The organism is Streptomyces sp. NPDC008125 (assembly GCF_042957125.1).
In the GTDB taxonomy this organism is placed as follows: Bacteria; Actinomycetota; Actinomycetes; order Streptomycetales; family Streptomycetaceae; genus Streptomyces.
This window is the reverse complement of the sequence record NZ_JBIBHR010000007.1, coordinates 54,000-76,194: the sequence shown is the minus strand read 5'-3', so window position 1 is coordinate 76,194 and position 22,195 is coordinate 54,000. Positions and strand designations below refer to the sequence as shown.

The window sequence follows — 22,195 nt, the reverse complement described above, 5'->3', positions numbered from 1 at the left end:
CGTCGCCCCACCGCCGATGCGTTGTGGGGCGCCGCACACTCAACCACCGGGAACAGATGGACGCAATATCTAGCGCCGATCTCGTAATTGTTTGACAGATGAATGAATGGGGCGGGGTGGATCATGGGTCGTCCCGCACGGGACCCGCCGCCGGTGGTTGCCGCCTTCCGCGGCGCAGAACGCAGCAGACCCCCGCCCCGGAAGGGGTGAGGGTCTGCTGAGCCGGGGGTGCCGTCCTATCGAGGCGCCTGGGCCGTCGAGCCGCGTACCACCAGCTCGGGCTCGAAGAGCAGTTCGCCGGGGTGCACTTCGCCGCCCTGGATCTGGGCGCACAGCAGCTCGACGACCGCGCGGCCCATCGCCTCGATGGGCTGGCGCACGGTGGTGAGCGGCGGCTCCGTGCAGTTCATGAAGGCGGAGTCGTCGTACCCCACCACCGACACCCCGTCCGGCACGGAGATGCCGCGCCGGCGCGCCGCCCGCACCGCGCCGAGGGCCAGCGGATCGCTCGCGCAGATGATGCCGGTCGCGCCCCGGTCCAGCAGTCGTGAGGCCGCCGCCTGCCCGCCCTCCAGGGAGAACATGGTCCGCTCGACGAACTCCGCCGTCAGCTCACCCCCGTTGGCCAGTGCGGCCGTACGGGCCGCCGCCAGCTTGCGCCGTGAGGGGATGTGGTCGGCCGGGCCCAGCACCAGGCCGATCCTCTCGTGGCCCAGGGAGGCGAGATGGCGCCACGCCTGCTCGACGGCGACCCCGTCGTCGCACGAGATGCAGGGGAAGTCGAGGTGCTCTATGGGGGCGTTGATGAGGACCACCGGGATCTTCCGCTCCGCGAGCCGCCGGTAGTGCGCGTGCTCCGCGTCCGCCTGGGCGAAGAGCCCGCCGGCGAAGACCACGCCGGAGACCTGCTGCTGGAGCAGCAGGTCCACGTAGTCCGCCTCGGAGACGCCGCCCTTGGTCTGGGTGCAGAGCACCGGCGTGAGGCCCTGCTGCGCGAGCGCGCCGCCGATGACCTCCGCGAAGGCCGGGAAGATCGGGTTCTGGAGCTCGGGCAGGACCAGGCCGACCAGTCGCGCCCGTTCGCCCCGTAGCTGGCTCGGCCGCTCGTAGCCGAGCACGTCCAGCGCGGTGAGCACGGACTGCCGGGTCGCCTGGGAGACCCCGGGCTTGCCGTTGAGGACCCGGCTGACCGTGGCCTCGCTGACCCCCACCTTCTTTGCTACCTGAGCAAGTCTTCGCGTCATGGACGCAAGACTAACGCAAGCTGCGCAAGCAGCTTGCGTCGGTCTTTCGGGTCGTCGCGCGGGCCGTCGTGGCGGTGGACCGATCCCGCCACGACGGCCCCGTATGCCTTCGGACCTCCCTTACGGATTGACGTTGATCTTGAAGGTCGAGGTGGTGTTCCGGATGTCCACCGCGTTGTTGGAGAACCGCAGGCCGTTGAAGGTGACCTCACCGACCGCGGGCCCCTGTCCCGACTCCGGCTGCTCGTTCGCCCAGAGGCCGAAGCCGGACTTCGCGTCGAAGGCGTCCCCGCTCTTGCGGGCGCCCGAGATCGAGATGTCCGTGAAGACCGTGTCCTTGATCGGGAACTGCGGCTGCCCGCCCACGTAGTTCGTCTGGAACATCACCCCGCTGTAGGTCGGGTCCACGATGTCCACGTGGCTGACCCTGATGCCCTGGAAGACCTTGGAGGCGGAGAACACCCAGATGGCCGGGAAGGTCTGAGACCCCCAGAAGTGGCCACCGGTCCGGACCAGGGAGATGTTCTCCAGGGCCGTGGGCCCGGTGCCGAAGCCGTTCATCGGATACCCGAAGTCCAGCGAGGAGATGGTGATTCCCGCGTAGACCAGGGTGTCCGCGACCCGGAGATTGCGGAACGTGTTGTCGTAACCGCCGTACACGGCGATGCCCGCGGCCCGCCAGGTGAGGAGCGACGTCAGGTTCTCGAAGACGTTGTTCTTCATGTCCGCCCCGCCGGCGTCGATCGCCGAGAAGAGCGCGAAGCTGTCGTCACCGGTGGCCCGGGACTCGTTGTTGGACACGAGGTTGTCCGTCGAACCGTTGGTCATGTTGATGCCGTCGGCGAAGGTGTCCCGGATGCGGGAGTTCTTGATGGTCATCCGGTCCGTGTTGGCGCCCCAGTACATGCACACCATGTGCTCGACCCAGACGTCGTCGATCACGATGTCGGAGACGCCCGCGAAGTCGAACACCTTCCCCGGACCGTCGATCCGAGAGGTGTAGTTGCCGAAGTAGGCGAAGCCCGAGAACGACGAGCGGTTCGCCGTCGCGTCCGCGCGGAACCCGATGTCGGTGTTCTCCTGCCCCGCCGGTCCCTGGAACCTGGTGAACCAGGGCCCCGCGCCGACCACCTTCACGGCCTTCCCGTACACCTGGAACTTGGACGAGGTCTGGTAGTCGCCCGTCGGCAGGTAGACGCCCACCAGCTTGCCGGTGGTGTCCATCCGCACCCGGTCCAGGGCGTTCTGGACGTCCTGGTGGGTGAACCCGGCCGGCACCGCGTACGCCGCCGGGTCGGGGTTGGCGACGGCCGTGGCCTGCTCCAGGCTGACGAAGTCGATCGCGTACGTGGAGGTGTTCGCGGCGTCCTTCTGCAGCCGGATCTTGGCTCCCGCTGGCACCGTCTCACCGAGCAGGAGGTGCGCCTCGTCGTAGATGTGCCGGGGCCCGCCCGCCGAGGGGGAGTTGCCGGGGCCCGCCTCGGCGCCGTAGAGCCAGGCGTACCGGGAGGTCAGCGGAAGCGCCTTCTTCAGGACCCCGTTCACGTAGACGTCGATCGTGGAGTCGATGCCTCCGCCGCCCGGCGCGTCCGGGAGGGAGAACCGGGTCACCAGCGTGTTGGTGGCCGCGCGGGTGGTGAACTCGACGTACTCGCCGGTCGCGTCCAGGTTCACGGCCTTGCGGCCGGACGCCTCACCCGCGATGTCGCCCACCGTGCGGTTGGGGCCGACCACTTGGGCGCCGCCGCCGGTGGTGGCGTCCTCGGCCTCGTAGGTGTCGTACGGCATGTCGGCGCCGCGGCCGACGAACAGCGACTGGGTGGAGACGTTGTTCGTCCGCTTCACCGGCAGCTCGTTGGCGTCGTCGGCGAGCGTCACCTTCACGGTGTACGAGCCGTCGGCCGCCGTCCACGGTCCGAGCTTCACCGAAGTCGCCGTCGCTCCGGCCGCGATGGTCCCGGTGAACGCGCCCGTCAGGGTCTTCACGGTCGCGTTGGTGGAGTCGACCACCGCGACGGTCACTCCGTGGCTGCCGCTCGCAGAGGCGATCGAACCCTGGTTCTTGATCGCCACGTCGAAGGTCACCGCGTCACCGGCCGAGGGGCTCGACGGCGAGGTGTTCACCGAGGCGACCAGGTCGGAGCTGGAGACCGGCTTCACCACGAGGGGATCGGCGCGGTTGTAGGTGTTGTTGGACTCGTTCTGCTCGATCACCTCGCCCGCCGGGTCCACGACCGCGCCCAGCGGGTAACTCCCCGCCTCCCGGGTCCCGATGGAGGCGCCGACCGTGGTCTGGGCCCCCGCCGCCAGCGCGCCCACCGAGGCGGTGGCGACCTTGGAACCGCCCAGCAGCAGGTCCACCTTGGTGGCGGCCGACGCGGACGCGCCGCTGTTGCGGACGGTGGCGCCGAGGGTGATGGTGTCCGACTCGACCGGCGCGGAGGGCGAGGCCGTCACGCCGGTGACTTCGAGATCGGGGTTGGGAGCCGGAACCCCGATCACCTGGAACTCGGCCACCTGCCCCGCCGAGGACCCTGAGTTGGCCGTGAACTTCAGCTGTACGTCGGCGACGCGGCCGGAGACGGGGACGGTGACGCTGTTCCCGCTCGCCGGGTCGAAGGAGTAGCTCTTCGCCGCGACCAGGCTGGTGAAGGAGCTCGCGCTCTGCTCCCGCCCGAGCACCTCGATGGTCTGGGTGCGCGACGACCACGCGCTGTCCGGGTTGAGCTTGAGCACCAGTGAGCCGAGGTCGGCGTTGGAACCGAGCTGCACGGTCAGGGTGTTGGGGTAACTGCCCCCGGCGCCTTCCCAGTAGGTCGTCACGCTGTTGTCGTTGGCGTTCGTCGCGACGTAGGTGTGCACGTACGACGAGGCGCTGATCGGCTTGGACACCGCGAGGTTGGAGCCGGTGGTGCCGGACCCGTTGCGGGTCACCGAGTTGCTCGCGGTGGACTGGTTGCCCGCCGCGTCCTTCGCCTTGACCACGTAGGTGACCGTGGCCGAGGCGGGCTGCGTGTCGGTGTACGTGGTCACCGAACCGCCGACACTGCCCCGCAGAGTGTTGTTGGCGTAGACGTCGTAGCCGGTGACGCCGGTGTTGTCGGTGGAGGCGTTCCAGGCCAGCTTGATCTGGCCGCTCGACGGCTCGGTGAGCGTCAGCCCGGAGGGGGCCGTCGGCGCCGTGGTGTCCCCGCTGCTCGCCTGCCGGGTGACGGTGTTGCTGTTCCCGGACTGGTTCCCGGCCGCGTCCTTGGCCCGGACGTAGTACGAGACCGTCTGGTTCGCGGGACGGCTGTCGGTGAAGGTCGTCACCCCGCCCGCGACACTGGTCAGCAGGGTGTTGTTGGCGTAGACGTCGTAGCCGGTGACGCCGGTGTTGTCGGTGGAGGCGTTCCAGGCCAGCCTGATCTGGCCGCTCGCGGGCTCGGTGAAGGCGAGACCGGTCGGCGCCGACGGCGCCTGGGTGTCACCGGTCTCGGGGCCGTAGACCTCGAACTCGGACACCTGCCCGGCCGATTGCACACTGTTCGCGGTGAACAGGGCCCTGACGTAACGAGTGGTGGTGGCGTCGAAGGAGATCGTGACCGTCTGACCCCCCGCGCTGTCGAAGGTGTACGCCTGCGAGGCGGTCAGGTCGGTGAAGGCCGAACCGTTCGTGCTGCCCTGGATCTTCAGCGTCTGGCTGCGCGGCCCCCAGCTGTCCGGCAGCTTCAGGACCACCCGGTCGACCCGCACGGCGGAGGCGAGATCCGCCTGGATCCACTGCGGGAAGGCGTTGTTGGCGCTCTCCCAGTACGTCGACTTGTTGCCGTCGTTGGCGTTGGACGCCGGATAGACGTCGGTGTGGCTGCTCTCCGTCAGGACGCGCCCGCTCGCCAGGTTCACCGAGGACGCGGCGGCTGCCTTCACCTCCAGCTCGGAGAGCTGGGCGGCGTCGGCCACGGAGTTGTCCGTGACGGCGACCCGTACGTAACGGGCCTTGGTGGCCGGGTAGTTCACGGTGACGGCGTTGGCCGATCCCGGACTGAAGGTGTAGGTCGCCGAACTCTTCAGCGTGGTGAAGGCGGTGCCGTCGGTGCTGCCCTGTACGGCGAGGGTCTGCGTGCGGCTCGCCCACCCGGCCGGGAGTTTCAGCACGACCCCATCGGTCCGGACGGTGGATCCCAGGTCGGTCTGCACCCACTGGGACTGATCGCCCTTGGCGCTCTGCCAGTAGCTGTCCTGGTCGCCGTCGGTGATGCCGGCCGCGGTGTTCCCGGCCCGTGCGCTGCTCGCCCTGGCCGGCAGGCCCGAGGCCGCGTTCGGCCCCGCTGCCGCCGCGGCGGTCAGCGCGGGCCATCCGACGGTCAGCAGGCTGGTGACGACCACTGCGGACAGTCCGCGCGCTCTCCAGCGTTTCGCTCTCATGGATCCCCGATCCTTCGGCCTCGCCCCTGACGGCGGCGAGGCGCGGCTCAGTCGATGTGCAGGGAGGATTAGATTTATGCGTCATGCACTACATCTTTTGCGAGGAGCGGTCAGAGGGTTGCAGATATCTGGAGGCCCGTCTACCGGTCTCGTAGGTACCAATTGCCGCACCGGAAGGGCGAGTCGGGCTGGCACCCGGTCCAAGCAGGAGCTTTCGTGAGAGCTGTCGGGAAATGCAAGTTCGCCGCAAGGGATGGAAGCCGGTTGCGTTTTTGCGCAAGGCGGCGCGGGCGGCGGACACGCCGATGCCCCGGACCACCGCGCGTGGGGAGCGCGGTGGCCCGGGGCATCGGGCCGGGCGGGTACGGAGAGAGGGAGCGGGCGCCCCCGGCGTCACCAGTCGTGGACGGTGCCGTCCTGGAGGCGGTTGACCGGCAGGTAGGCGGGCTCGTACGGGTGGGCGGCGGCCAGTTCCTCGTCGAGCTCCACACCGATGCCGGGGGCCTCGCCCGGGTGCAGGTGCCCGTCGGTGAAGGTGTAGGCGTGCCGGAACACCTCTTCGGTGAGCGCGGAGTGCCCGGAGTACTCCTGGATGCCGAAGTTGTGGACGGCGAGGTCCAGGTGGACCGCCGCGGCCAGGCCCACCGGGGAGATGTCCTCGGGCCCGTGCGTCGCGGCCTTGACCTGGTACTGCGCGGCGAAGTCGAAGAGCTTCCGCAGCGGGGTGACCCCGCCGAAGTGGGTGACCGCCGACCGCGCGTAGTCGATCAGCCGCTCGGTGATCAGCGCCTGGTAGTCGTGGACGGTGTTGAAGACCTCGCCCACCGCGAGCGGCGTGGTGGTGTGGTGGCGGATCAGGCGGAACGCGTCCTGGTTCTCCGCGGGCGTGCAGTCCTCCAGCCAGAACGGACGGTACGGCTCCAGGTCCTTGCCCAGCCGCGCCGCCTGGATCGGGGTGAGGCGGTGGTGGGCGTCGTGGAGCAGCGGCAGTTCGGCGCCGAACTCTGCCCGTACCGCCTCGAAGACCGCCGGGACGTGCCGCAGATAGGCGTCGGTGTCCCAGTCCTCCACCAGCGGCCTGGCCTGCTGGTGGAGCACGGCGGCACCGCTGTCGTCCGTGGTGTGCACGCCGTACACCGCCTTCAGCCCCGGCACGCCGGTCTGGATGCGGACGGCCCGGTACCCCTCGGCGAGGCGGGCGCGGACGGAGTCGAGCAGCTCGGGGATGCCGGCGCCGTTGGCGTGGCCGTAGGTGCGGACCCGGTCACGGCTCGCGCCGCCGAGGAGCTGGTAGAGCGGGAGCCCGGCGGCCTTGGCCTTGATGTCCCAGAGCGCCACGTCCACGGCGGCTATCGCGGCCATGGTGACCGGCCCGCGCCGCCAGTAGGCGCCCCGGTACAGGTACTGCCAGGTGTCCTCGACGCGGTGCGGGTCGAGCCCGACGAGCAGCGGCAGCACATGGTCCTGGAGGTAGCCGACGACGGCGAGCTCCCTGCCGTTGAGGGTGGCGTCGCCGAGCCCGGTGAGCCCTTCGTCGGTCGTCAGCTTCAGCGTGACGAAGTTGCGTCCGGGACTCGTGACGGTCAACTTCGCGTCGACGATCTTCATGCGCGTGCTCTTTCCGGTGCGGGGCAGGGCTGTGCGATACCGGGCCGGGGCCGTCGGTGACGCCCCGCCCTGCCCGGTATTCCATCAGTCCTGTCGCCGGCGCTCCGCCCGGGCCTCCCTCCCGTACGCGTGCGTGGTGGCCGGGCCCGTCACGGACCGGCCACCACGCCGTGGTTCAGCCCGTGTACTGCGCGAACACGCGGGTGTAGTCCCACGCCTGCTGGCTGACGTCCGAGCAGGTGTCCGCGCCGCCCCCGGTGCACGGCCGGTCACGGTTGACCGACCAGAAGGTCAGCCGTGCCAGATGGTGCTGCTGGGCGTACGCGAGGATGGTGCGGAAGTCGTCCACCGTCACGGTCTCGTTGTCGTCGGTGAGGCCGTTCATGGACGAGATGCCGATCGACCGGTACGTCTGGTCGTCGGTGTAGCCGTAGGCGCTCTTCACCGCGTTCTTCAGGCCCTCGGCGGCCTGCTTGGTGAGGTTGCCCATGTTCTGGCCGGCGCCGCCGAAGTCGAACGGCATGATAGTCCAGCTGTCGACGGTCAGCCCCGAGGAGGCGGCCCGGTTGATCAGCGAACTGTCCGGACCGCTCTGGCCGGTGCCGAAGGTGACGTACACCTTGATGCCCGGGTTGTTGGCCTTGACGGTCTTCAGCGCGTCCACCGTGCGCTGCTGCACGGTGGCGTTGCTGTAGGCGTCCGCCTCGATGTCGATGTCGATCGCCTTGAGGCCGTACGCGTTGATGACCTTCTGGTACGCGGCGGCCAGCTCACCCGCGCTGGAGCAGGAGCTCTCCAGCTTGTTGCCGCTCCAGCCGCCGAACGACGGGACGACGTCGCCGCCCGCCGCGCGCACGGTGTTGACCGTCTGCTGGTCGACCCCGCCGGTCAGGGCCCGCGAACCGTCCCACTGCGGGTTGCAGTAGCCGTTGCTCAGGACGAACGCCAGGGTGAACCACTTCACCCCGGTCGCGTTCATCACGGTCGTCGGACTCGGCGGACTGCCCCACCCGTTGTAGAGGTACGGGGCCACCGCCATGGTCCCGCCCGGTGCCGGCGTGCCGCCGCCCGAGGGGGCCGTCCACTTCTGGTTGGCCGTGCCGGAGCACGTCCAGAGCTGGAGCCGGGTGCCGTTCGCGGAGGAGTTGCCCGTGGCGTCCACGCACTTGTCCGCCTGCGGGTTCACGATGTCGCGTGCCGCGGAGACGGACCACTTCTGGTTGGTGCTGCCCGCGCAGTCCCAGAGCTGGAGCTGGGAACCGTCGGCGGTGCCGTTGTCCTTGACGTCGAGGCACTTGCCCAGCGCGCGGATGGTGCCGTCACTGTTGACGCTCCACTGCTGGGCGGCGGAGCCGTTGCAGTCGTACAACTGGACGGCGGTGCCGTTGGCCGTCGCGGCACCGGCGACGTCGACGCACTTGCCGCCGATGCCGGTGATCGCGCCGGTCGCGGTCACCGCCGCCTGCGCGGTGGCCGGCAGCGAGACGAGGGACGCCCCCGCCGCGAGGAGGAGCGCCGAGGGCAGCGCCAGGGACCGGCTCCAGCGGCGGCGGGCGCCTGCGAGCGCGCTCACGCGGCGTTCACCGTCCACTTCTGGTTGGCCGTGCCGGAGCAGGTCCAGAGCTGGAGCCGGGTGCCGTTCGCCGAGGAGTTGCCGGTGGCATCCACGCACTTGTTCGACTGGATACCGACGATGTCCTTGGCCGCGGGGGTCGCCCATTTCTGCGCGGCGCTTCCGTTGCAGTCCCAGAGCTGGAGCAAGGTGCCGTCCGCGGTACCGGCGTCCTTGGCGTCGAGGCACTTGCCGAGGGCGCGGATGGTGCCGTCGGAGTTGACGGACCACTTCTGGGCGGCGGAACCGTTGCAGTCGTACAGCTGCACGGCGGTGCCGTTCGCGGTCGCGGCGCTCGCCACGTCGACGCACTTGCCGCCGATGCCCGTGATCGAACCACCGGTGGCCGGGGGAGGAGTCGTGCCGCCGTCACCGGTGGTGACGTGCACGTAGTCGACGACGAGCCGGCCGGGGAAGGGCGTCGACCCGTCGGGGTCGCCGGGCCAGTAGCCGCCGACCGCGAGGTTCAGGATGATGAAGAAGGGCTTGTTGAACACCCAGCTGTTGCCGCCCAGGTCGGCTGGGGTGCGCGTCTGGTAGACGTTCCCGTCGACCGACCAGGTGATCGAGTTGGGGGCCCAGTCGACCGCGAAGGTGTGGAACGCGTCGGCGAAGGCCTGGCCGTTCGGCAGGGTGTAGCCCGCGCCGATGCCCGCGGAGCCGGAGTACCCGGGGCCGTGGATGGTGCCGTGCACCGCGCCCGGCTCGTAGCCGACGTTCTCCATGATGTCGATCTCACCGCTGTTGGGCCAGCCGACGCTGCCCAGGTCCGCGCCGAGCATCCAGAACGCCGGCCACATGCCCTGGCCGCGCGGGATCTTCATCCGGGTCTCGACGTGTCCGTACGTCGAGGTGAACTTGCCGGAGGTGTTCAGCCGGGCCGACGTGTACTGGCACGTGCCGTACCAGCACTGATAGTTGGCCGGGTTCTCCTTCCGGGCGGTGATGACCAGGTTGCCCTGGCCGTCCAGCTGGGCGTTGTTCGCGCCCGACGTGTAGTACTGCCGCTCGTGGTTGCTGACGTTGTCGCCGGTCTCCGTCTGCCACTTGCCCGCGTCGGGTGCGGAGCCGGCCGCGCCGTTGAAGTCGTCGGAGAAGGTCGTGGTCGCGGCCGCCGCGGTGGCGGCGCTCTGGGCGGTCACGGGTGCCGCGTTGGCGGAAACGGCGGTGAGCGCGCCGGAACAGCACAGGAGGGACGCGACGCAGAGCGCCAGTCGGCGCCTTCTGGAGGTTCGCACCATCATCACTTCACTTCGTGTGGGGGTTGCCCTGCCGGAAATCTTTCGGACAGGGGACTCGGTCATGTCCCATTGATCATGGGCATGACAGGTTGCAGCGCGAACCGGCACCCGAGGGGGCGATGCCGGTTGTTAATTCACTACTTGATTTAAGTGAGGGGGAGAGGGGGCGTCAAGGTACTGGTACAGACCTTCTGTTGACCCGGGGGGAGAGAGGGGCGGGTGGCCCGTTCACGTCTTGAACGAGCGGTGCCCCGGGCCCCGGGCGCCGATCGCGCCGTCCCGTGCGGATCGTGCCGTTCCCGTGGGGAGGGGTGGGGAGAGCCGGGTGGGGCGTGGTGACCGTCCATCGGTCCGCGGTGGCGAGAGGGTTCGAGCGGGGCGCTCAAATTCGGTCGTGAGTGCGGGCCGTCATACCAGAGCGGGACGGATGGCGGGCAAGTTCGACAACTGGCGCTCACGCCCGCCGCGTCGGCGACTACGGTGTGTGCTCAGTGATCAACGATGAGCTCATGTTCTTGCTCGCCCGGTTGATCCGGAGCCTGACCGACCCCCTTTGGTGCCACCGCATGAACGATTCCGGGTGCCCCACGTACCGAGGACGCTGATGTCTCAACTTCGCGCACCAGAAGCGCGACCGGATCGCCGGGAGAGCGGGCGGCACGGCCGCCCGGCGGGCCGTTCCCCGTCCGCCGCCGCAAAGCCGCGTGCGGCGCAGCCGACCCCGGAGGTGCGGATGCGCGGCCAGATGACGCGTGCGGCACTGCTGCCGACCGTGGCCGCCCTGCTGAGCGGCGCCGCCGCGGTCATCTTCACCGTGCGGGCTTCCGGCGTACGCCCCTCCGGCAGTCTGCTGGCCGCGCTCGGCGGCTCGGGCGCGCTCGCCGTGACGGCCGTCGCGGCGGCGTGCATCGGCGCCCACCGGGTCTCGGCCGCGCTGCTCGACCGGGCCCAGGCCCTCCGCCGGGCCAACGCCCGCGGCCAGGCCGACCTCCAGCGGGCGCTGGAGCAGCTCCGCGCCGGGGAGGTGCTGCCCGCCCGCCGGCCCCCACAGCAAACCGCCCCCGGCGCAGACGCGTTCGACCTGCTCGGACAGGAGATCACGCGCTCCCAGGAGGCCGCCGTCGCCGCCGTGGCGCAGGCCTCCCAGCTCTTCAGCAACGCGGGCAACGAACAGAAGGTGGAGGTCTTCGTCAACCTCGCGCGCCGTCTGCAATCCCTGGTGCACCGCGAGATCCAGATTCTCGACGAACTCGAACACGAGGTGGAGGACCCCGACCTCCTCAAGGGTCTTTTCCACGTCGACCACCTGGCGACCCGCATCCGCCGCCACGCCGAGAACCTCGCCGTGCTCGGCGGGGCGGTCTCCCGTCGGCAGTGGTCCAACCCCGTGACCCTCACCGAGGTGCTGCGTTCCGCCATCGCGGAGGTGGAGCAGTACCCGCGGGTCAAGCTGGTCCCGCCGATCGAGGGAACCCTGCGCGGGCACGCCGTCGCCGACGTGATCCATCTGGTGGCCGAACTCGTCGAGAACGCCACCGTGTTCTCCGCCCCGCACACCCAGGTCCTGCTGCGCGTCCAGCCCGTCACGGCGGGCTTCGCGCTGGAGGTGGAGGACCGGGGGCTCGGCATGCCGGGCCAGGAGCAGAGCCGGATGAACGCCCTGCTCGCAGACCCCGACCAGGTCAACGTCGCCCACCTGCTCCAGGACGGCCGCATCGGGCTGTTCGTCGTCTCCGCACTGGCCCGCCGGCACGGCATCGCGGTACGGCTGGAGAGCAACATCTACGGCGGCACGCAGGCGGTCCTGGTTCTCCCACAGGTACTGCTCGGGACCGAGGGCGACACCACCACCCCACCGGAAGGCGTCCCGGTGCCCCCGCCCGGCGCCGTGCACCGGCCACCGGCCCAGGACTCCGCACCCCAGGCCCACCTCGCACCGGGGTACGCCGGGCCCCAGCCCGCACCCGTCCTCCCCGGCGGCCAGGACCGTACCCGTCGGCCCGGCCAGGACCAGCTGCCGCCCGCGCAGGACCGGCTCCGGTCCGTACCGGGACGGGGCGGACCCCTCGGCGCGGCACCCGGCGTACACAGTTCCCTGCCGGGCGTACCCGGCCCAGGGCCCGGCGCACCCGGTCCGATGCCGGGCGCACCTGCTCCCGGTTCCGGGCCCGGCGCCCCGGGCACCCCGCAGCCCCCGCGCCAGATCCGCCGCGAGGCCCAGGGGCCGCCGCTGCCGCAGCGCACCTCGGAGCGGTCGACGGCGACCGGCTCCCACCCCGCACCCTCGGGATACCCCGCGCCCGCCGCGTACCCCGAACCGGAACCCGGGGCCCCGGCACGCCCCGAACTGCCCCGGCGCACCAACCAGGAGAACCTGGTGCCGCAGCTCCGCCAGCCACCCGCGCGGCGCGTCCCGGACGAGCACGCGGTGCACGACCCCGGCCTCGTCGCCGCGTTCCGGCGCGGCATCGACCTGGCGGAGGCCCGGTCGGCGCAGGACACGGAACCCCTGGCCCCGGCCGGCGACGCCCAGCCGCCCGCCACCGGTCCAGGCCCGTCCCCCCGAGAGCCGGGCCAGGGCCTCCCGCAGGGAACAACGGCGTCCGTCGCGCCGGGGTTCGCCCCGTACGCCCCTCCGGCCACGCAGCCGGCCCGGCGGGTCACCCCGCTGCCCGTCCGCCCGCCGGCCGCACCGTCCGACAAGGGAATCGCGGGCCGACCCGGCCCCCGCCACGAGAACCCCGAACCCCGCCACGAGAACACGTACAAGGAGTAGATGCACCATGCCGAGCGAAATGACGTCCGGTCAGGTCGCCGACCTGGACTGGCTGCTGAGCGGACTCGTCCAGCGCGTTCCGTACACCCGCAGCGCCGTCCTGCTGTCCGCGGACGGACTGGTGAAGTCGGTCCACGGCATGGACTCCGACAGCGCGGACCACATGGCCGCGCTGGCGGCGGGGCTCTACTCGCTGGGTCGCAGCGCCGGGGCCAGGTTCGGGGACAACGGCGACGTGCGCCAGGTCGTGGTCGAACTCGACTCGACCCTGCTCTTCGTCTCCACCGCCGGCTCCGGCACCTGCCTCGCGGTCCTCGCGGGCCGCGAGGCCGACGCGGCGGTCCTCGGCTACGAGATGACCATGCTGGTCAAGAGCGTGCGACCGTATCTGGCCACCCCGGCACGGCACATGGCGGGGACACCGTTCACCCCGGGGCTGTGAGGGTGCGGGCTCAGGAAGGGCCGCTGCTCGACGCCGAAGCCGGCCGGCTCGTTCGTCCGTACACCGTCAGCAGCGGCCGGACCCGGCCGACGACCGAGCTCGACCTGCTCTCGCTGATCATGGCGACCGGCAGGCAACCGCAGGCCCACCTGGGCCACGAACACACCGTGACGCTCGGGCTGTGCGAGGGCCCCACGTCCGTCGCCGAGGTGGCCGCGCATCTGCGGCTGCCCGCGACGGTCGCCAAGGTCCTCGTCTCCGACCTGGTCGACTGCGGGGCCGTCACCGCGCACGCCCCCGCCTTCCAGGACATGCCCACCGACCGAACCCTGCTGGAGGCAGTGCTCGATGGTCTACGACGACAACTCTGACAGCACCGCCCGCCCCGCGCCCTTCCCCGTGGCCCTCAAGGTCCTGGTCGCGGGCGGGTTCGGGGTCGGCAAGACGACGTTCGTGGGCGCCGTCAGCGAGATCGCCCCGCTGAGCACGGAGGAGCTGCTGACCCAGGTCGGCGTGGGTACGGACAACCTGGAGGGGATCGAGTCCAAACGCGCCACCACGGTGGCCATGGACTTCGGCCGACTCACCCTCTCCGACGAGCACGTCCTCTACCTCTTCGGCACCCCCGGCCAGGAACGTTTCTGGTTCATGTGGGACGAGCTGTCGCAGGGCGCCCTCGGCGCGGTGGTGCTGGCCGACACCCGGCGCCTCGAAGAGTGCTTCGCCGCCGTCGACTTCTTCGAACGCCGCGGCATCGGCTTCATCGTCGCGGTCAACGAGTTCGACGGCGCCTACCGGTACGCCCCCGACGAGGTGCGGGCCGCGCTGGACCTCCCGCCTGGCGTCCCGGTCGTCCTGTGCGACGCACGGATCGCGAGTTCCGGTACGGGCGCGCTGGTGACCCTCCTCCAGCACCTCATCAACGCCACCGCGGCCCCGGCCCCGCTCCAGACGTACGGAGCACACCCGTGACCGGCAGGCAGCTGCTCACTCCGGCCGACCGCGACGGCTCCACCCGGGCCGCCCGGTTGCGCCGGCTCGGCCTGGGGGAGCGGCCGGACACGACGTTCGACAGCTTCGACGACTTCGCGGACCGGGTCGCCGCCGTGACCGCCGCCCCCTTCTCCATGGTCAACTTCATCGACGAGAACCGTCAGTTCTTCGCCGGTCTGCACACCCCAGCGGGCATCCAGGGCGGCGGCGACCTCGGAACCGCCGCCGCGCACAACAACCGCAGTGACCGCTACCTCGCCCGTGATCACGGCTACTGCCCGCACGTCCTGGTCCGCCGCAAGGCCCTGGTGCTGGACGACGTCTGCGACTACCCGCGTTTCGCCGGGAACCCGGTCGTCGACGGCATAGGGATTCGCTCCTATCTCGGAGCCCCGCTCATCGACGGTACGGGCGTCGCCCTCGGCACCGTCTGCGCCGTCGACACCGTCCCCCGGCCGTGGGGGCGTGCGGGGCTCGTCACCATCAAGGCGCTCGCCCAGGAGCTGATGGGCCACATCGACCGCCGGGAGCTGCCCCGCCGCTGAGACCGTTCCGCCGTGTGTTCCGTCAGCCGTGCAGGAAACGGGTGATGCGGCGCCGGAGGCCCGCGGCGTCGAGCCCGTGCGCCGCGACGTGCTCGTCCACCTGTCCGTAGCGGCGGAGTTCGGCGCGGCCCACACCCAGGCCCAGCACACGGTGCGGCAGATCGAGCAGGGCTTCGCCGGCCACCGCCGAGGAGGTCCCGGCGAGGTACGGCTCCACGAGCACCACGTCGGCGGTACCCGCGCCCGCCGCCGCCCTGCGCAGCCCGGCGGAGTCGAAGGGCCGCACGGTGGCGGCGTACAGCACCGTCGTGTCCAGCCCCTCCGTCGCCGCCAGCACGTCGTCCAGCGTCGGACCCACCGCGACGACGACACCCCGGGAGCCCTCGCGCACGGTGCGGAAGGCGTCGCCCTCCAGCGGTACGGCCCGGCGGTTCGACTGCAGCGACAACCGCAGGTAGACCCTGTCGTTCCCGGCGGCGGCCCGACGCAGCAGGGCCTCCGCCTCGTCCGGGTGGCCCGGGACGTGCACGCTCCAGCCGTCGAGTGTGTCCATCAGCGCCACGTCACCGGGCGACATGTGGGTGAAGCCGGCGGCGGGAAAGTCGTAGGATGCCCCGGAGCTCACCAGCACCCCGGCCACCCCCTGGTGCCCGAAGTCGAGCTTCACCTGCTCGAAGGGGCGCTCGACCAGGAAGCTCGCGAAGGTGTGGACGATCGGCCGCATCCCGGTCAGGGCCATCCCGGCGCCCGCGCCGATCAGCAGCTGCTCGCGGATGCCGACGTTGACCACCCGGTCGGGATGGCTCCGCGAGGCCTTCTCGAAGCCGTCGCGGCTGATCTCCGCCAGCACGAGGGCGAGACGCGGATCATGGTCCAGGAGTTCGGTGGTGGTGGCGATGAAGCGTTCGCGCATGGTGTCCGCGGTATTGACGGCGTTGGCGTTGTTCACGTCGTTCACGTTGTTCACGGGGGATTGTCCTTCCGTTGCTGCTTCTGGTGCCGCTGCTGCTGTTGCGGGTGACGTGGCTGCTCGCGAGTGGGGGCGGGGCCGGTCAGCGCTTCGGCGCCGTCCGGGCGACCACGGCGTGCGGCCGGCCGGGATGCGGGGCGGTGAAGGCCGCGTACAGCGCCTCGTGGTCCCCGCCGTCCACGCTCGCCACCGACCATCCGGCGGTCTCGAAGCGTGCCGCGATCCCGCCGGGCCGGCCGTAGGTCGCCGAGGCGTTGTCGATCACCACGGTGTGCAGCTGCTCCAGCCCCGAGGGCCCGGCGAAGGCGAGCGCCTCGTGATTGCTGCCCTCGTCCAGTTCGGCGTCCCCCACGAGAACCCAGACGCGGGGGTCGGTGCGCCCCTGCGCCCGCAACCCCAGGACGGTGCCCACCGCCAGGGGCAGGCCGTGCCCCAGCGAACCGCTGCCGATCTCGGCCCCCGGCACCAGCAGCCGGTCGGGGTGCTGGCCCAGCGGCGAGTCGAAGGTGCCGAAACCGGTGAGCAGCTCCTCCGTGAAGAAGCCGTGGGCGGCGAGTACCGCGTAGTAGGCCATGGGCCCGTGGCCCTTGGAGAGCAGGAACCTGTCCCGCTCCGGATCGTCCACGGTCGCGGGGCCGACCCGGAGCACCCGGTCGTAGAGCACCCAGAGGACGTCCAGGGTGGAGGTGGCGGCCGGCCCGTGCTTCTCGTCGCCGGTCATGAGGCCCATCAGGCGGTTCAGGTCCGCGTATGCGTGGGTGCGGAGCTCGGCTCCGGTGGAGTTCGTCATGCTGATCATGGTGTGACCTCAACCAAGGTTGAGGTCAAGAGGAAGGTGTTCGTGACCACCGGCTCGGGTTTGGTATTGTTCTCTTGCAGGTTCGGCCAGGGCGAATGCCCAGGTCAGACGGTGCCGGGACGTGGCGCAGCTTGGTAGCGCACTTGACTGGGGGTCAAGGGGTCGCAGGTTCAAATCCTGTCGTCCCGACTGGAGACAGTCGCAGATCAGGGTCGGATTCGGAGTCATCCGAATCCGGCCCTTGATTGTTTTTGGGGACCACTCGGGGACCAGCCGGGGTCTGGGCGTCCTCGACCGCGTCAGCGGGTCATGACGAGGGAGCTCGGCAGCGAGCGCGGTCCGCGCAGCGCGCTGAAGTGGGCTGACGGTGCTGCTCCGGCCGCCGTGATCTTGTGATGCCGTGGCGTGTCCGGTGTCGTCCTGCATACCGATGCCACGTCCGTGGGGGAACGGCAGCACCGGAGCCCTGCGTGTCCCCAGGTCTTCGGGTACAAGATCGCCTTTCACGCCCGGCAGCGTGGCAGGAGTCCCGGTCGAGAGGGGCCGATCGACCCGGCAAGCTCGCCTGATGCATCAGAGGAGACGGCCGGGAGCCTGGGACGGCCCCTTCTGTCGTGTCCGTACAGAACGTTTCGAGGCCGCGTTCCTACCGAATGCCGGTGAGGACCCGGAGTCCGTGGGCAACGTCGACGTCTTCGTCGACCCCGGACGGCTCTCGGTGGAGCGCGACCATCATCACTCCCGCCCAGGTCGATCTTGTGAGGGAGGCGCCGTGGTCGATGACCTCAGCGGCCGACATCGCGCCCGTTGTCAAACGCCCTGGCCAGGACAGAACGCTCTTCACTCCCCGAGGCCGCCGCCCCCCAAGCCTGACCAGCGCAGACGCAGCCCCTGAGCGCGGGAAGGCAACAGCCACTCAGCCACACCCGTGCCGAAGCTCGACAGGTGTCACCGAGGACGACGTTGACCCGCGGTTCCGCGGAGGCGAGGCAAGCGTGTTGTCCTCGGATCAGTGCTCTGCCGGTCACCAGCGGGAGACCGGCGAGGTTGTCGTCGCTGGGCATGCCGGCCCCCTCACGCGGCATGATGACCCCATGGCGCATATTTCCTCCCGCGGCGTCGGGGGTTCCTCGCTCTCCCTCTGGTCGAAGGACTCGTTCCTGTCCATCGGCTCCGTCGGGTCCGTGCTGTCCATCGGTTCGGTTGGCAGCGCGCTGTCCATCGGGTCCATCGGCTCTTCCGTGTCCGCCGGCTCGATCGGCTCCGCCGTGTCCGCCGGCTCGATCGGCTCCATCATGTCCCTCGTTTCGCTGGGGTCCATTCAGAGCACCGCAAGTGCGCTGTCCATCCAGGCGCGGCGCTCTGTGATGGCCGTCGGCCCCTACCGCGTGATCAGCTCGCGAGGCGCGCTCGCACTGCTGGGATCGGGCACACTCGCGCTTGCCGGCGCGCTTGCCCTGCACACACGTATCAAGCGTTGACCGGTCCGCCGCCGTCCTCGGAGGGGCGCTCCTGGAGGCGGTCGGCGATGACGGCCTGGAGCTGAGGGGCCCTGACCCCGGATCCTGAACACCGGCCATGCGGCTCGTGCCGGCGTAGTCGGTGTGAGGTGGAGGCGTTTTCGAAGGCGATCGGTGATCGTTGTCCCGGAAGGGCTGGAGTGGGGAACGGCCCAGGGAGGGCCGGACAGAGTCCGCTACCTCGCACGGCACCTGGGAGAGGGGGGAACGCGGCCCGCCACGACCGGGCGGCCGACCTCAGGGGGCACCGCATGACGTACGGCATCACCGTGCACGGGACCGTCGCGCCCGGCTTCGAGAGGTACGCGACACCATCGGGGCGGTCCTCGCCGAGGACACCACCGAGCCGGGCTCCCCGCTCTCCGTACGTCTGCGCGGCCGGACCGTGGTGGGCGTACAGGACGCGCTCGGGCTGGTTCTCCGGCGGACGTCGGGCCAGCACCCCGTGCTAAGCGGGAGCGCGTTCGGCCACTCCGGCGCGGCCGGCTCACAGGTGTTCGCCGCCCCGGAACTCGGCATCGTGTACGGGTGCACCCGCCGCCGGTACGCCTCCCCTGGTGGCGAGGCACCCGAGAACACGCGCCTGGGGGAGCGGTGGTACGGGCGGCCCGGGGCGCTGACGGGGACTCGGGCCGCCGTGTTCGCACCGGCGGACCCGCGCTCACACCGTGAAACGTACGGCTTCCAGCCAGGAGCTGTTGTTCAAGGTGCCGCCGAATATGTAGTTCCCGGAGGCCTGGCCGATCGGCTTGTCACAGGCGAGGCCGCCCCAGCCGGAGCGCACCCGGGCGCTCTGGCAGACCGCGCCGTCACCGACGTTGATGACGAAGCCGAGCATGTAGGGATAGCTCTTGGCCGTGCTGCCGATGTAGTTGTCGACCCCGTCGGCCACACCGCTCCAGGGGGTCTTCCACTCGTCATTGTGTACGAAAGCATTGCCGGCGGTGCCCTTCGTGCCGGACACCGCGATGTTGAGGGCCTTGATCTTCTTGCCCGTGATGCCGGTCGTGCCGCCGTCGCACACCACGCTCTGCCAGCCTTTGCCCTCGACGTAGGCGCGGTAGCAGATGTGCCGCCCCGGCTGCCGGGCCGCGAGGCGCGACACGGTCAGGGCCGCGGTCTCCGGTACGGCTGCGGCGGCGGCCTTGGGAGCGGCCGCCGACGGCTTCGGGGTGGCGGGCACCGTCTTCTGCGGGGCGGGCGCGGCGGGGAGCGGGGGCTGGTAGGCCTGTGCGGGAGAGGCGGGCAGCGGCGCCGCCACCGGGGTGGGGGAGGCCGTCGGGGTGGGGGAGGCCTTCGGGGTGGGCGACGCCGAGGCGGCCGGGGTGGGGGAGACGACGACGGCCGGGGGCGGCGGGAGGACACGGGCGGCCGCCGCTTCCTGGCTGTCACCGAGGTCACCGGCGCCGTCGCCCGCCAGTGCGGCGGTGAGCGCGAGGGGCGCGGCCACCGCCGCGGCCGTCCAGCCCAGCGTGGTCCAGACGCGGCGTCCGGGGGCCATTCCCCGGGGCCCGCGGACGCGGCGGCGGCGGAAGGCGTCGGCGAAGTCCGGCCCGGCCGGGGACGGCCGGTCCGGGGTCGTCGGGTCCGGGAACGACCGGGGTTCCAGGGGCTGCTTCGGGTGCTCGGACTGCGAGTTCATGGGGTGCGTGGCTCCAGTCGACGGTCGCGGAGCGGGCAGGAGCGGATCGGGTCCCCGCTGTCGGGATGTCCGCCGGCCGGGGGTCGGCCCGGTGCGCCACCCTAACGCGGGTTTGTTGCCGCGGGTTTCGAGATCTGCAATGTTCTGAGCTTTTACTGAGCATCAACAAGCTTCTGGTGATCTACGTTGACTGAACGTCACCGTGAACAGATAGAACATGAGAGGGCATTCCCCCGTGCCCTTGATTCTCCGCCCCCTCGGGCGATGTGGAGCGAAACAGTGATCGATGCTCACGGCACATCAGATTCGTCCTCTCGACCCGCCACGGCCGAGCGCCACCGGGCGTTGCTCATGAGGTTCGCGAACCGGCTCACCGGGGACCCGTACCGGGCTGAGGACATCGTCCAGGAGACCCTCCTGCGCGCCTGGAAGCGGCCGCCGGCCGCCGTGCCGGTCGACGACGACGAGCGGCTGCTCGCCTGGCTGTACACGGTCGCCCGCAACCTGGCCATCGACATGCACCGCCGCGACCGTGCGGTGCCCGTGGGCGCGTTGCCGCAGCAGCTGCTGAGCCGCAGCGGGGAGAGCGACCTGGCGGAGCAGGTGGTCGACCGGCACGTGGTGCGCAAGGCGCTGGCCCGGCTGTCGCAGGAGCACCGGGAGGTGGTCGTACGGGTCCACCTCTGCGACCGCCCGAGGGACGAGACCGCCCGGGAGATAGGGATATCCCCGGGAACGGTCAAGTCCCGTACGCACTACGCCCTGCGGGCCCTGCGCAGGGAGTTGGCCGCGTGAACGGCGTCGACCCGATCCGCTGGATCTCCGACCACCGGGACGGCATCATCCGGTGGACCCTCGTGGTGTGCGTGGCCTTCCTGCTCTTCCTGCTGGTCCGGCACTTCGCCATGAAGCTGGGCGGCTGGAAGGCGGCCGGTCGGCGCGCGGTGCGGGAGACCGCCCTGACCGGTGCGGCGTTCGCCTCCCCGGCGCGGGCCTGGCTGCGCTACCGCCGGGTGCTGCGGATCCTGGTGCGGCGGCTCCGCTCGCCCGAGAGCTGGCGCGACGCCGAACGGGCCTTGGCCGCGGCGCGGCTCGCGGCCGCGCCCGCCGTGCCGTACGGAGTCCTCGTCGACGACCGCACGGTCACCGTCCTGCTGGCCGGTCGGCACGTCCCCCCGGCCCCCGGACCCTGGGTCGCGGAGGCCGACCTCGACCATCCGCCGCGCTGGACGGTCCTGCGGTCGGAGCTTCCCGCCGTGGTGCCGGAGGCGGGGCTGAACCGGCCGGTCGTGGTCGCGATCGGCGCCGAGGTCGCGCCCGCCGGCCGGTGCGCCTTCCTGGATCTGGCGACGGGGCCGCCGACCCTGGCACTGGACGGGGACGAGCGGGCCCGCGCGGCACTGTTGCCCACCCTCGCCGCGCAGTTGGGGCAGCGGCTGCCGCCCGGGCAGACGGTCGTGGCCGAGGGCGTGCTGCGGGGGTACCCGGGCGAGCCGGTGCGGGAGGCGTACCGGAGGGCCAAGGAGACTCCGGCCCGGCTGGGTACCCCCCCGTTCCTGGCGGCGCGCGAGCTGCCGGACCCGCTCCCGCCCGAGATGGCGGGGCCCCCGGCGGCGGTGCCGGCGCTGCGGGTGCTGGTCCTCGGCTCCGGACGCGGATACGTACGGCGGCTGCACGCCGACCGGTACGGGCAGCTCGCGCTCCCCGGCACGCCGCTGCTGCTGCTGTCGCACGCCCTGCCGCGCGCGGTGTCCCGCACCTTGAAGCAAATCCCGCCGGTGCATCCGCCCGCCCCCTCGGTGGACGGGACACGGCCGCTCTTCGAGGAAGAGGACGAGGCCGTCCCCGCAGGGCTGGGCGAGGCCGACCCGGACGAGGGCGTGCCGGCCGCGGCCCCCGCCGCCCGGGAGACGCGGCGCACGGCACCGAAGACCAGCGAGGCGTCGGCCGGGCCCACCCCCGTTCCGGCCGGCGTCCCGCTGCCCACCCCGCGGCCGAGGGCGCGGGCCGCTGCCGGCCCGGAGACATACCCGGCCGGGACCCCGGCCGGCCAGGACTCGGATCGCGCGCACCCTCGCGCGCCGGCGCCCGTACACGGCGGGCCGGGGCGCCCGCCGGAGCCCGGTACCGACGGCCCGGAACCACCCGTCATCTGGGCCGGCTCCGACCCCGACCCGGGAGCCTGGTCCGGGCTGGTCGCCGACTTCGGCGGACCCCACGGACTCCACGGACCCGACGGGCCCGACGGGCCGGGCGGTCCCGGACCCCACAGACCCCACGGACCCCACGGGCCGGGCGGCCCCGGACCCCACGGGCCGGGCGGGGAGCAGGGCGAGGAGCCCGATCCGGATGCCGGTGTGCCCTCCGCCCCGCCCCCACGACACCGCTGAAAGCCA

17 protein-coding genes and 1 tRNA gene are annotated in these 22,195 nt (G+C 71.3%); 9 read left to right on the top strand and 9 right to left on the bottom strand.

Going from position 1 to position 22,195, the window contains the following annotated elements; translation table 11 throughout:
- Window positions 1–236: 236 nt before the first annotated feature.
- The 5 genes from ACFZAX_RS14030 to ACFZAX_RS14010 all read right to left on the bottom strand — a co-directional run bounded on the left by ACFZAX_RS14030 (window position 237) and on the right by ACFZAX_RS14010 (window position 10,112).
- Window positions 237–1,244: a substrate-binding domain-containing protein gene (locus ACFZAX_RS14030; RefSeq protein WP_390961607.1), complete on the bottom strand. Its 1,008-nt coding sequence runs from the start codon at window positions 1,242–1,244 to the stop codon at window positions 237–239.
- A 120-nt stretch (window positions 1,245–1,364) separates the two neighbouring features.
- A complete protein-coding gene (locus ACFZAX_RS14025) occupies window positions 1,365–5,651 on the bottom strand; it encodes a discoidin domain-containing protein (protein ID WP_390961605.1) in 4,287 nt (1,428 codons plus the stop codon).
- 393 nt (window positions 5,652–6,044) lie between these two features.
- Complete coding sequence (manD, locus tag ACFZAX_RS14020) at window positions 6,045–7,259, bottom strand: D-mannonate dehydratase ManD (protein ID WP_390961603.1); 1,215 nt, start codon at window positions 7,257–7,259, stop codon at window positions 6,045–6,047.
- 175 nt (window positions 7,260–7,434) lie between these two features.
- On the bottom strand, window positions 7,435–8,790 hold the full coding sequence (locus ACFZAX_RS14015; protein WP_390961915.1) for a ricin-type beta-trefoil lectin domain protein: 1,356 nt from the start codon (window positions 8,788–8,790) through the stop codon (window positions 7,435–7,437).
- Window positions 8,791–8,828: 38 nt separating this feature from the next.
- Complete coding sequence (locus ACFZAX_RS14010) at window positions 8,829–10,112, bottom strand: family 16 glycosylhydrolase (protein ID WP_390961914.1); 1,284 nt, start codon at window positions 10,110–10,112, stop codon at window positions 8,829–8,831.
- Between the two features lie 604 nt (window positions 10,113–10,716).
- On the opposite strand from ACFZAX_RS14010, the gene ACFZAX_RS14005 reads away from it, so the two are divergent.
- The 5 genes from ACFZAX_RS14005 to ACFZAX_RS13985 are packed head-to-tail and all read left to right on the top strand — an operon-like array spanning window position 10,717 to window position 14,868.
- Entirely contained in the window at window positions 10,717–12,888 is a 2,172-nt protein-coding gene (locus ACFZAX_RS14005; RefSeq protein ID WP_390961601.1) for an ATP-binding protein, read from the top strand.
- 7 nt (window positions 12,889–12,895) lie between these two features.
- Entirely contained in the window at window positions 12,896–13,330 is a 435-nt protein-coding gene (locus ACFZAX_RS14000) for a roadblock/LC7 domain-containing protein (RefSeq protein ID WP_266712128.1), read from the top strand.
- Entirely contained in the window at window positions 13,327–13,701 is a 375-nt protein-coding gene (locus ACFZAX_RS13995) for a DUF742 domain-containing protein (protein ID WP_327179223.1), read from the top strand. Before ACFZAX_RS14000 ends, ACFZAX_RS13995 begins: the two co-directional genes overlap by 4 nt.
- Window positions 13,679–14,302, top strand: coding sequence for an ATP/GTP-binding protein (locus ACFZAX_RS13990; protein ID WP_390961599.1), 624 nt, complete (start codon window positions 13,679–13,681; stop codon window positions 14,300–14,302). Before ACFZAX_RS13995 ends, ACFZAX_RS13990 begins: the two co-directional genes overlap by 23 nt.
- A complete protein-coding gene (locus ACFZAX_RS13985) occupies window positions 14,299–14,868 on the top strand; it encodes a GAF domain-containing protein (RefSeq protein WP_390961597.1) in 570 nt (189 codons plus the stop codon). The genes ACFZAX_RS13990 and ACFZAX_RS13985 overlap by 4 nt, the downstream gene beginning before the upstream one ends.
- 22 nt (window positions 14,869–14,890) lie before the next feature.
- Here the strand turns inward: ACFZAX_RS13985 and ACFZAX_RS13980 are convergent, their stop codons facing one another.
- Window positions 14,891–15,781 (bottom strand): transketolase family protein, encoded by an 891-nt coding sequence (locus ACFZAX_RS13980; protein WP_390961913.1) that lies wholly within the window; start codon window positions 15,779–15,781, stop codon window positions 14,891–14,893.
- A 139-nt stretch (window positions 15,782–15,920) separates the two neighbouring features.
- Window positions 15,921–16,628 (bottom strand): transketolase, encoded by a 708-nt coding sequence (locus ACFZAX_RS13975; RefSeq protein WP_390961596.1) that lies wholly within the window; start codon window positions 16,626–16,628, stop codon window positions 15,921–15,923.
- Between the two features lie 124 nt (window positions 16,629–16,752).
- On the opposite strand from ACFZAX_RS13975, the gene ACFZAX_RS13970 reads away from it, so the two are divergent.
- Window positions 16,753–16,826: transfer RNA gene (locus tag ACFZAX_RS13970), tRNA-Pro, on the top strand.
- 457 nt (window positions 16,827–17,283) lie between these two features.
- On the opposite strand, the gene ACFZAX_RS13965 is transcribed toward ACFZAX_RS13970, so the two are convergent.
- Entirely contained in the window at window positions 17,284–17,436 is a 153-nt protein-coding gene (locus ACFZAX_RS13965; RefSeq protein ID WP_390961595.1) for a hypothetical protein, read from the bottom strand.
- Between the two features lie 295 nt (window positions 17,437–17,731).
- Between ACFZAX_RS13965 and ACFZAX_RS13960 the strand changes: the two genes are divergently transcribed.
- On the top strand, window positions 17,732–18,118 hold the full coding sequence (locus tag ACFZAX_RS13960) for a hypothetical protein (RefSeq protein ID WP_390961593.1): 387 nt from the start codon (window positions 17,732–17,734) through the stop codon (window positions 18,116–18,118).
- A 700-nt stretch (window positions 18,119–18,818) separates the two neighbouring features.
- Here the strand turns inward: ACFZAX_RS13960 and ACFZAX_RS13955 are convergent.
- A complete protein-coding gene (locus tag ACFZAX_RS13955; protein ID WP_390961591.1) occupies window positions 18,819–19,799 on the bottom strand; it encodes a hypothetical protein in 981 nt (326 codons plus the stop codon).
- A gap of 264 nt (window positions 19,800–20,063) precedes the next feature.
- On the opposite strand from ACFZAX_RS13955, the gene ACFZAX_RS13950 reads away from it, so the two are divergent.
- Both ACFZAX_RS13950 and ACFZAX_RS13945 read left to right on the top strand, forming a co-directional pair.
- Window positions 20,064–20,594: a sigma-70 family RNA polymerase sigma factor gene (locus ACFZAX_RS13950; RefSeq protein WP_390961589.1), complete on the top strand. Its 531-nt coding sequence runs from the start codon at window positions 20,064–20,066 to the stop codon at window positions 20,592–20,594.
- Window positions 20,591–22,189, top strand: a complete 1,599-nt coding sequence (locus tag ACFZAX_RS13945) for a hypothetical protein (RefSeq protein ID WP_390961587.1) — start codon at window positions 20,591–20,593, stop codon at window positions 22,187–22,189. The genes ACFZAX_RS13950 and ACFZAX_RS13945 overlap by 4 nt, the downstream gene beginning before the upstream one ends.
- The last annotated feature ends 6 nt before the right edge of the window (window positions 22,190–22,195 follow it).

What these genes read in the sequence shown, in the direction of transcription:
- ACFZAX_RS14030 (WP_390961607.1), bottom strand. Translation starts at nt 1,244, where the DNA reads ATGACGCGAAGACTTGCTCAGGTAGCAAAGAAGGTGGGGGTCAGCGAG.
- ACFZAX_RS14025 (WP_390961605.1), bottom strand. Translation starts at nt 5,651, where the DNA reads ATGAGAGCGAAACGCTGGAGAGCGCGCGGACTGTCCGCAGTGGTCGTC.
- manD (WP_390961603.1), bottom strand. Translation starts at nt 7,259, where the DNA reads ATGAAGATCGTCGACGCGAAGTTGACCGTCACGAGTCCCGGACGCAAC.
- ACFZAX_RS14010 (WP_390961914.1), bottom strand. Translation starts at nt 10,112, where the DNA reads ATGGTGCGAACCTCCAGAAGGCGCCGACTGGCGCTCTGCGTCGCGTCC.
- ACFZAX_RS14005 (WP_390961601.1), top strand. Translation starts at nt 10,717, where the DNA reads ATGTCTCAACTTCGCGCACCAGAAGCGCGACCGGATCGCCGGGAGAGC.
- ACFZAX_RS14000 (WP_266712128.1), top strand. Translation starts at nt 12,896, where the DNA reads ATGCCGAGCGAAATGACGTCCGGTCAGGTCGCCGACCTGGACTGGCTG.
- ACFZAX_RS13990 (WP_390961599.1), top strand. Translation starts at nt 13,679, where the DNA reads ATGGTCTACGACGACAACTCTGACAGCACCGCCCGCCCCGCGCCCTTC.
- ACFZAX_RS13980 (WP_390961913.1), bottom strand. Translation starts at nt 15,781, where the DNA reads ATGCGCGAACGCTTCATCGCCACCACCACCGAACTCCTGGACCATGAT.
- ACFZAX_RS13975 (WP_390961596.1), bottom strand. Translation starts at nt 16,628, where the DNA reads ATGACGAACTCCACCGGAGCCGAGCTCCGCACCCACGCATACGCGGAC.
- ACFZAX_RS13965 (WP_390961595.1), bottom strand. Translation starts at nt 17,436, where the DNA reads ATGTCGGCCGCTGAGGTCATCGACCACGGCGCCTCCCTCACAAGATCG.
- ACFZAX_RS13960 (WP_390961593.1), top strand. Translation starts at nt 17,732, where the DNA reads ATGGCGCATATTTCCTCCCGCGGCGTCGGGGGTTCCTCGCTCTCCCTC.
- ACFZAX_RS13955 (WP_390961591.1), bottom strand. Translation starts at nt 19,799, where the DNA reads ATGAACTCGCAGTCCGAGCACCCGAAGCAGCCCCTGGAACCCCGGTCG.
- ACFZAX_RS13950 (WP_390961589.1), top strand. Translation starts at nt 20,064, where the DNA reads ATGTGGAGCGAAACAGTGATCGATGCTCACGGCACATCAGATTCGTCC.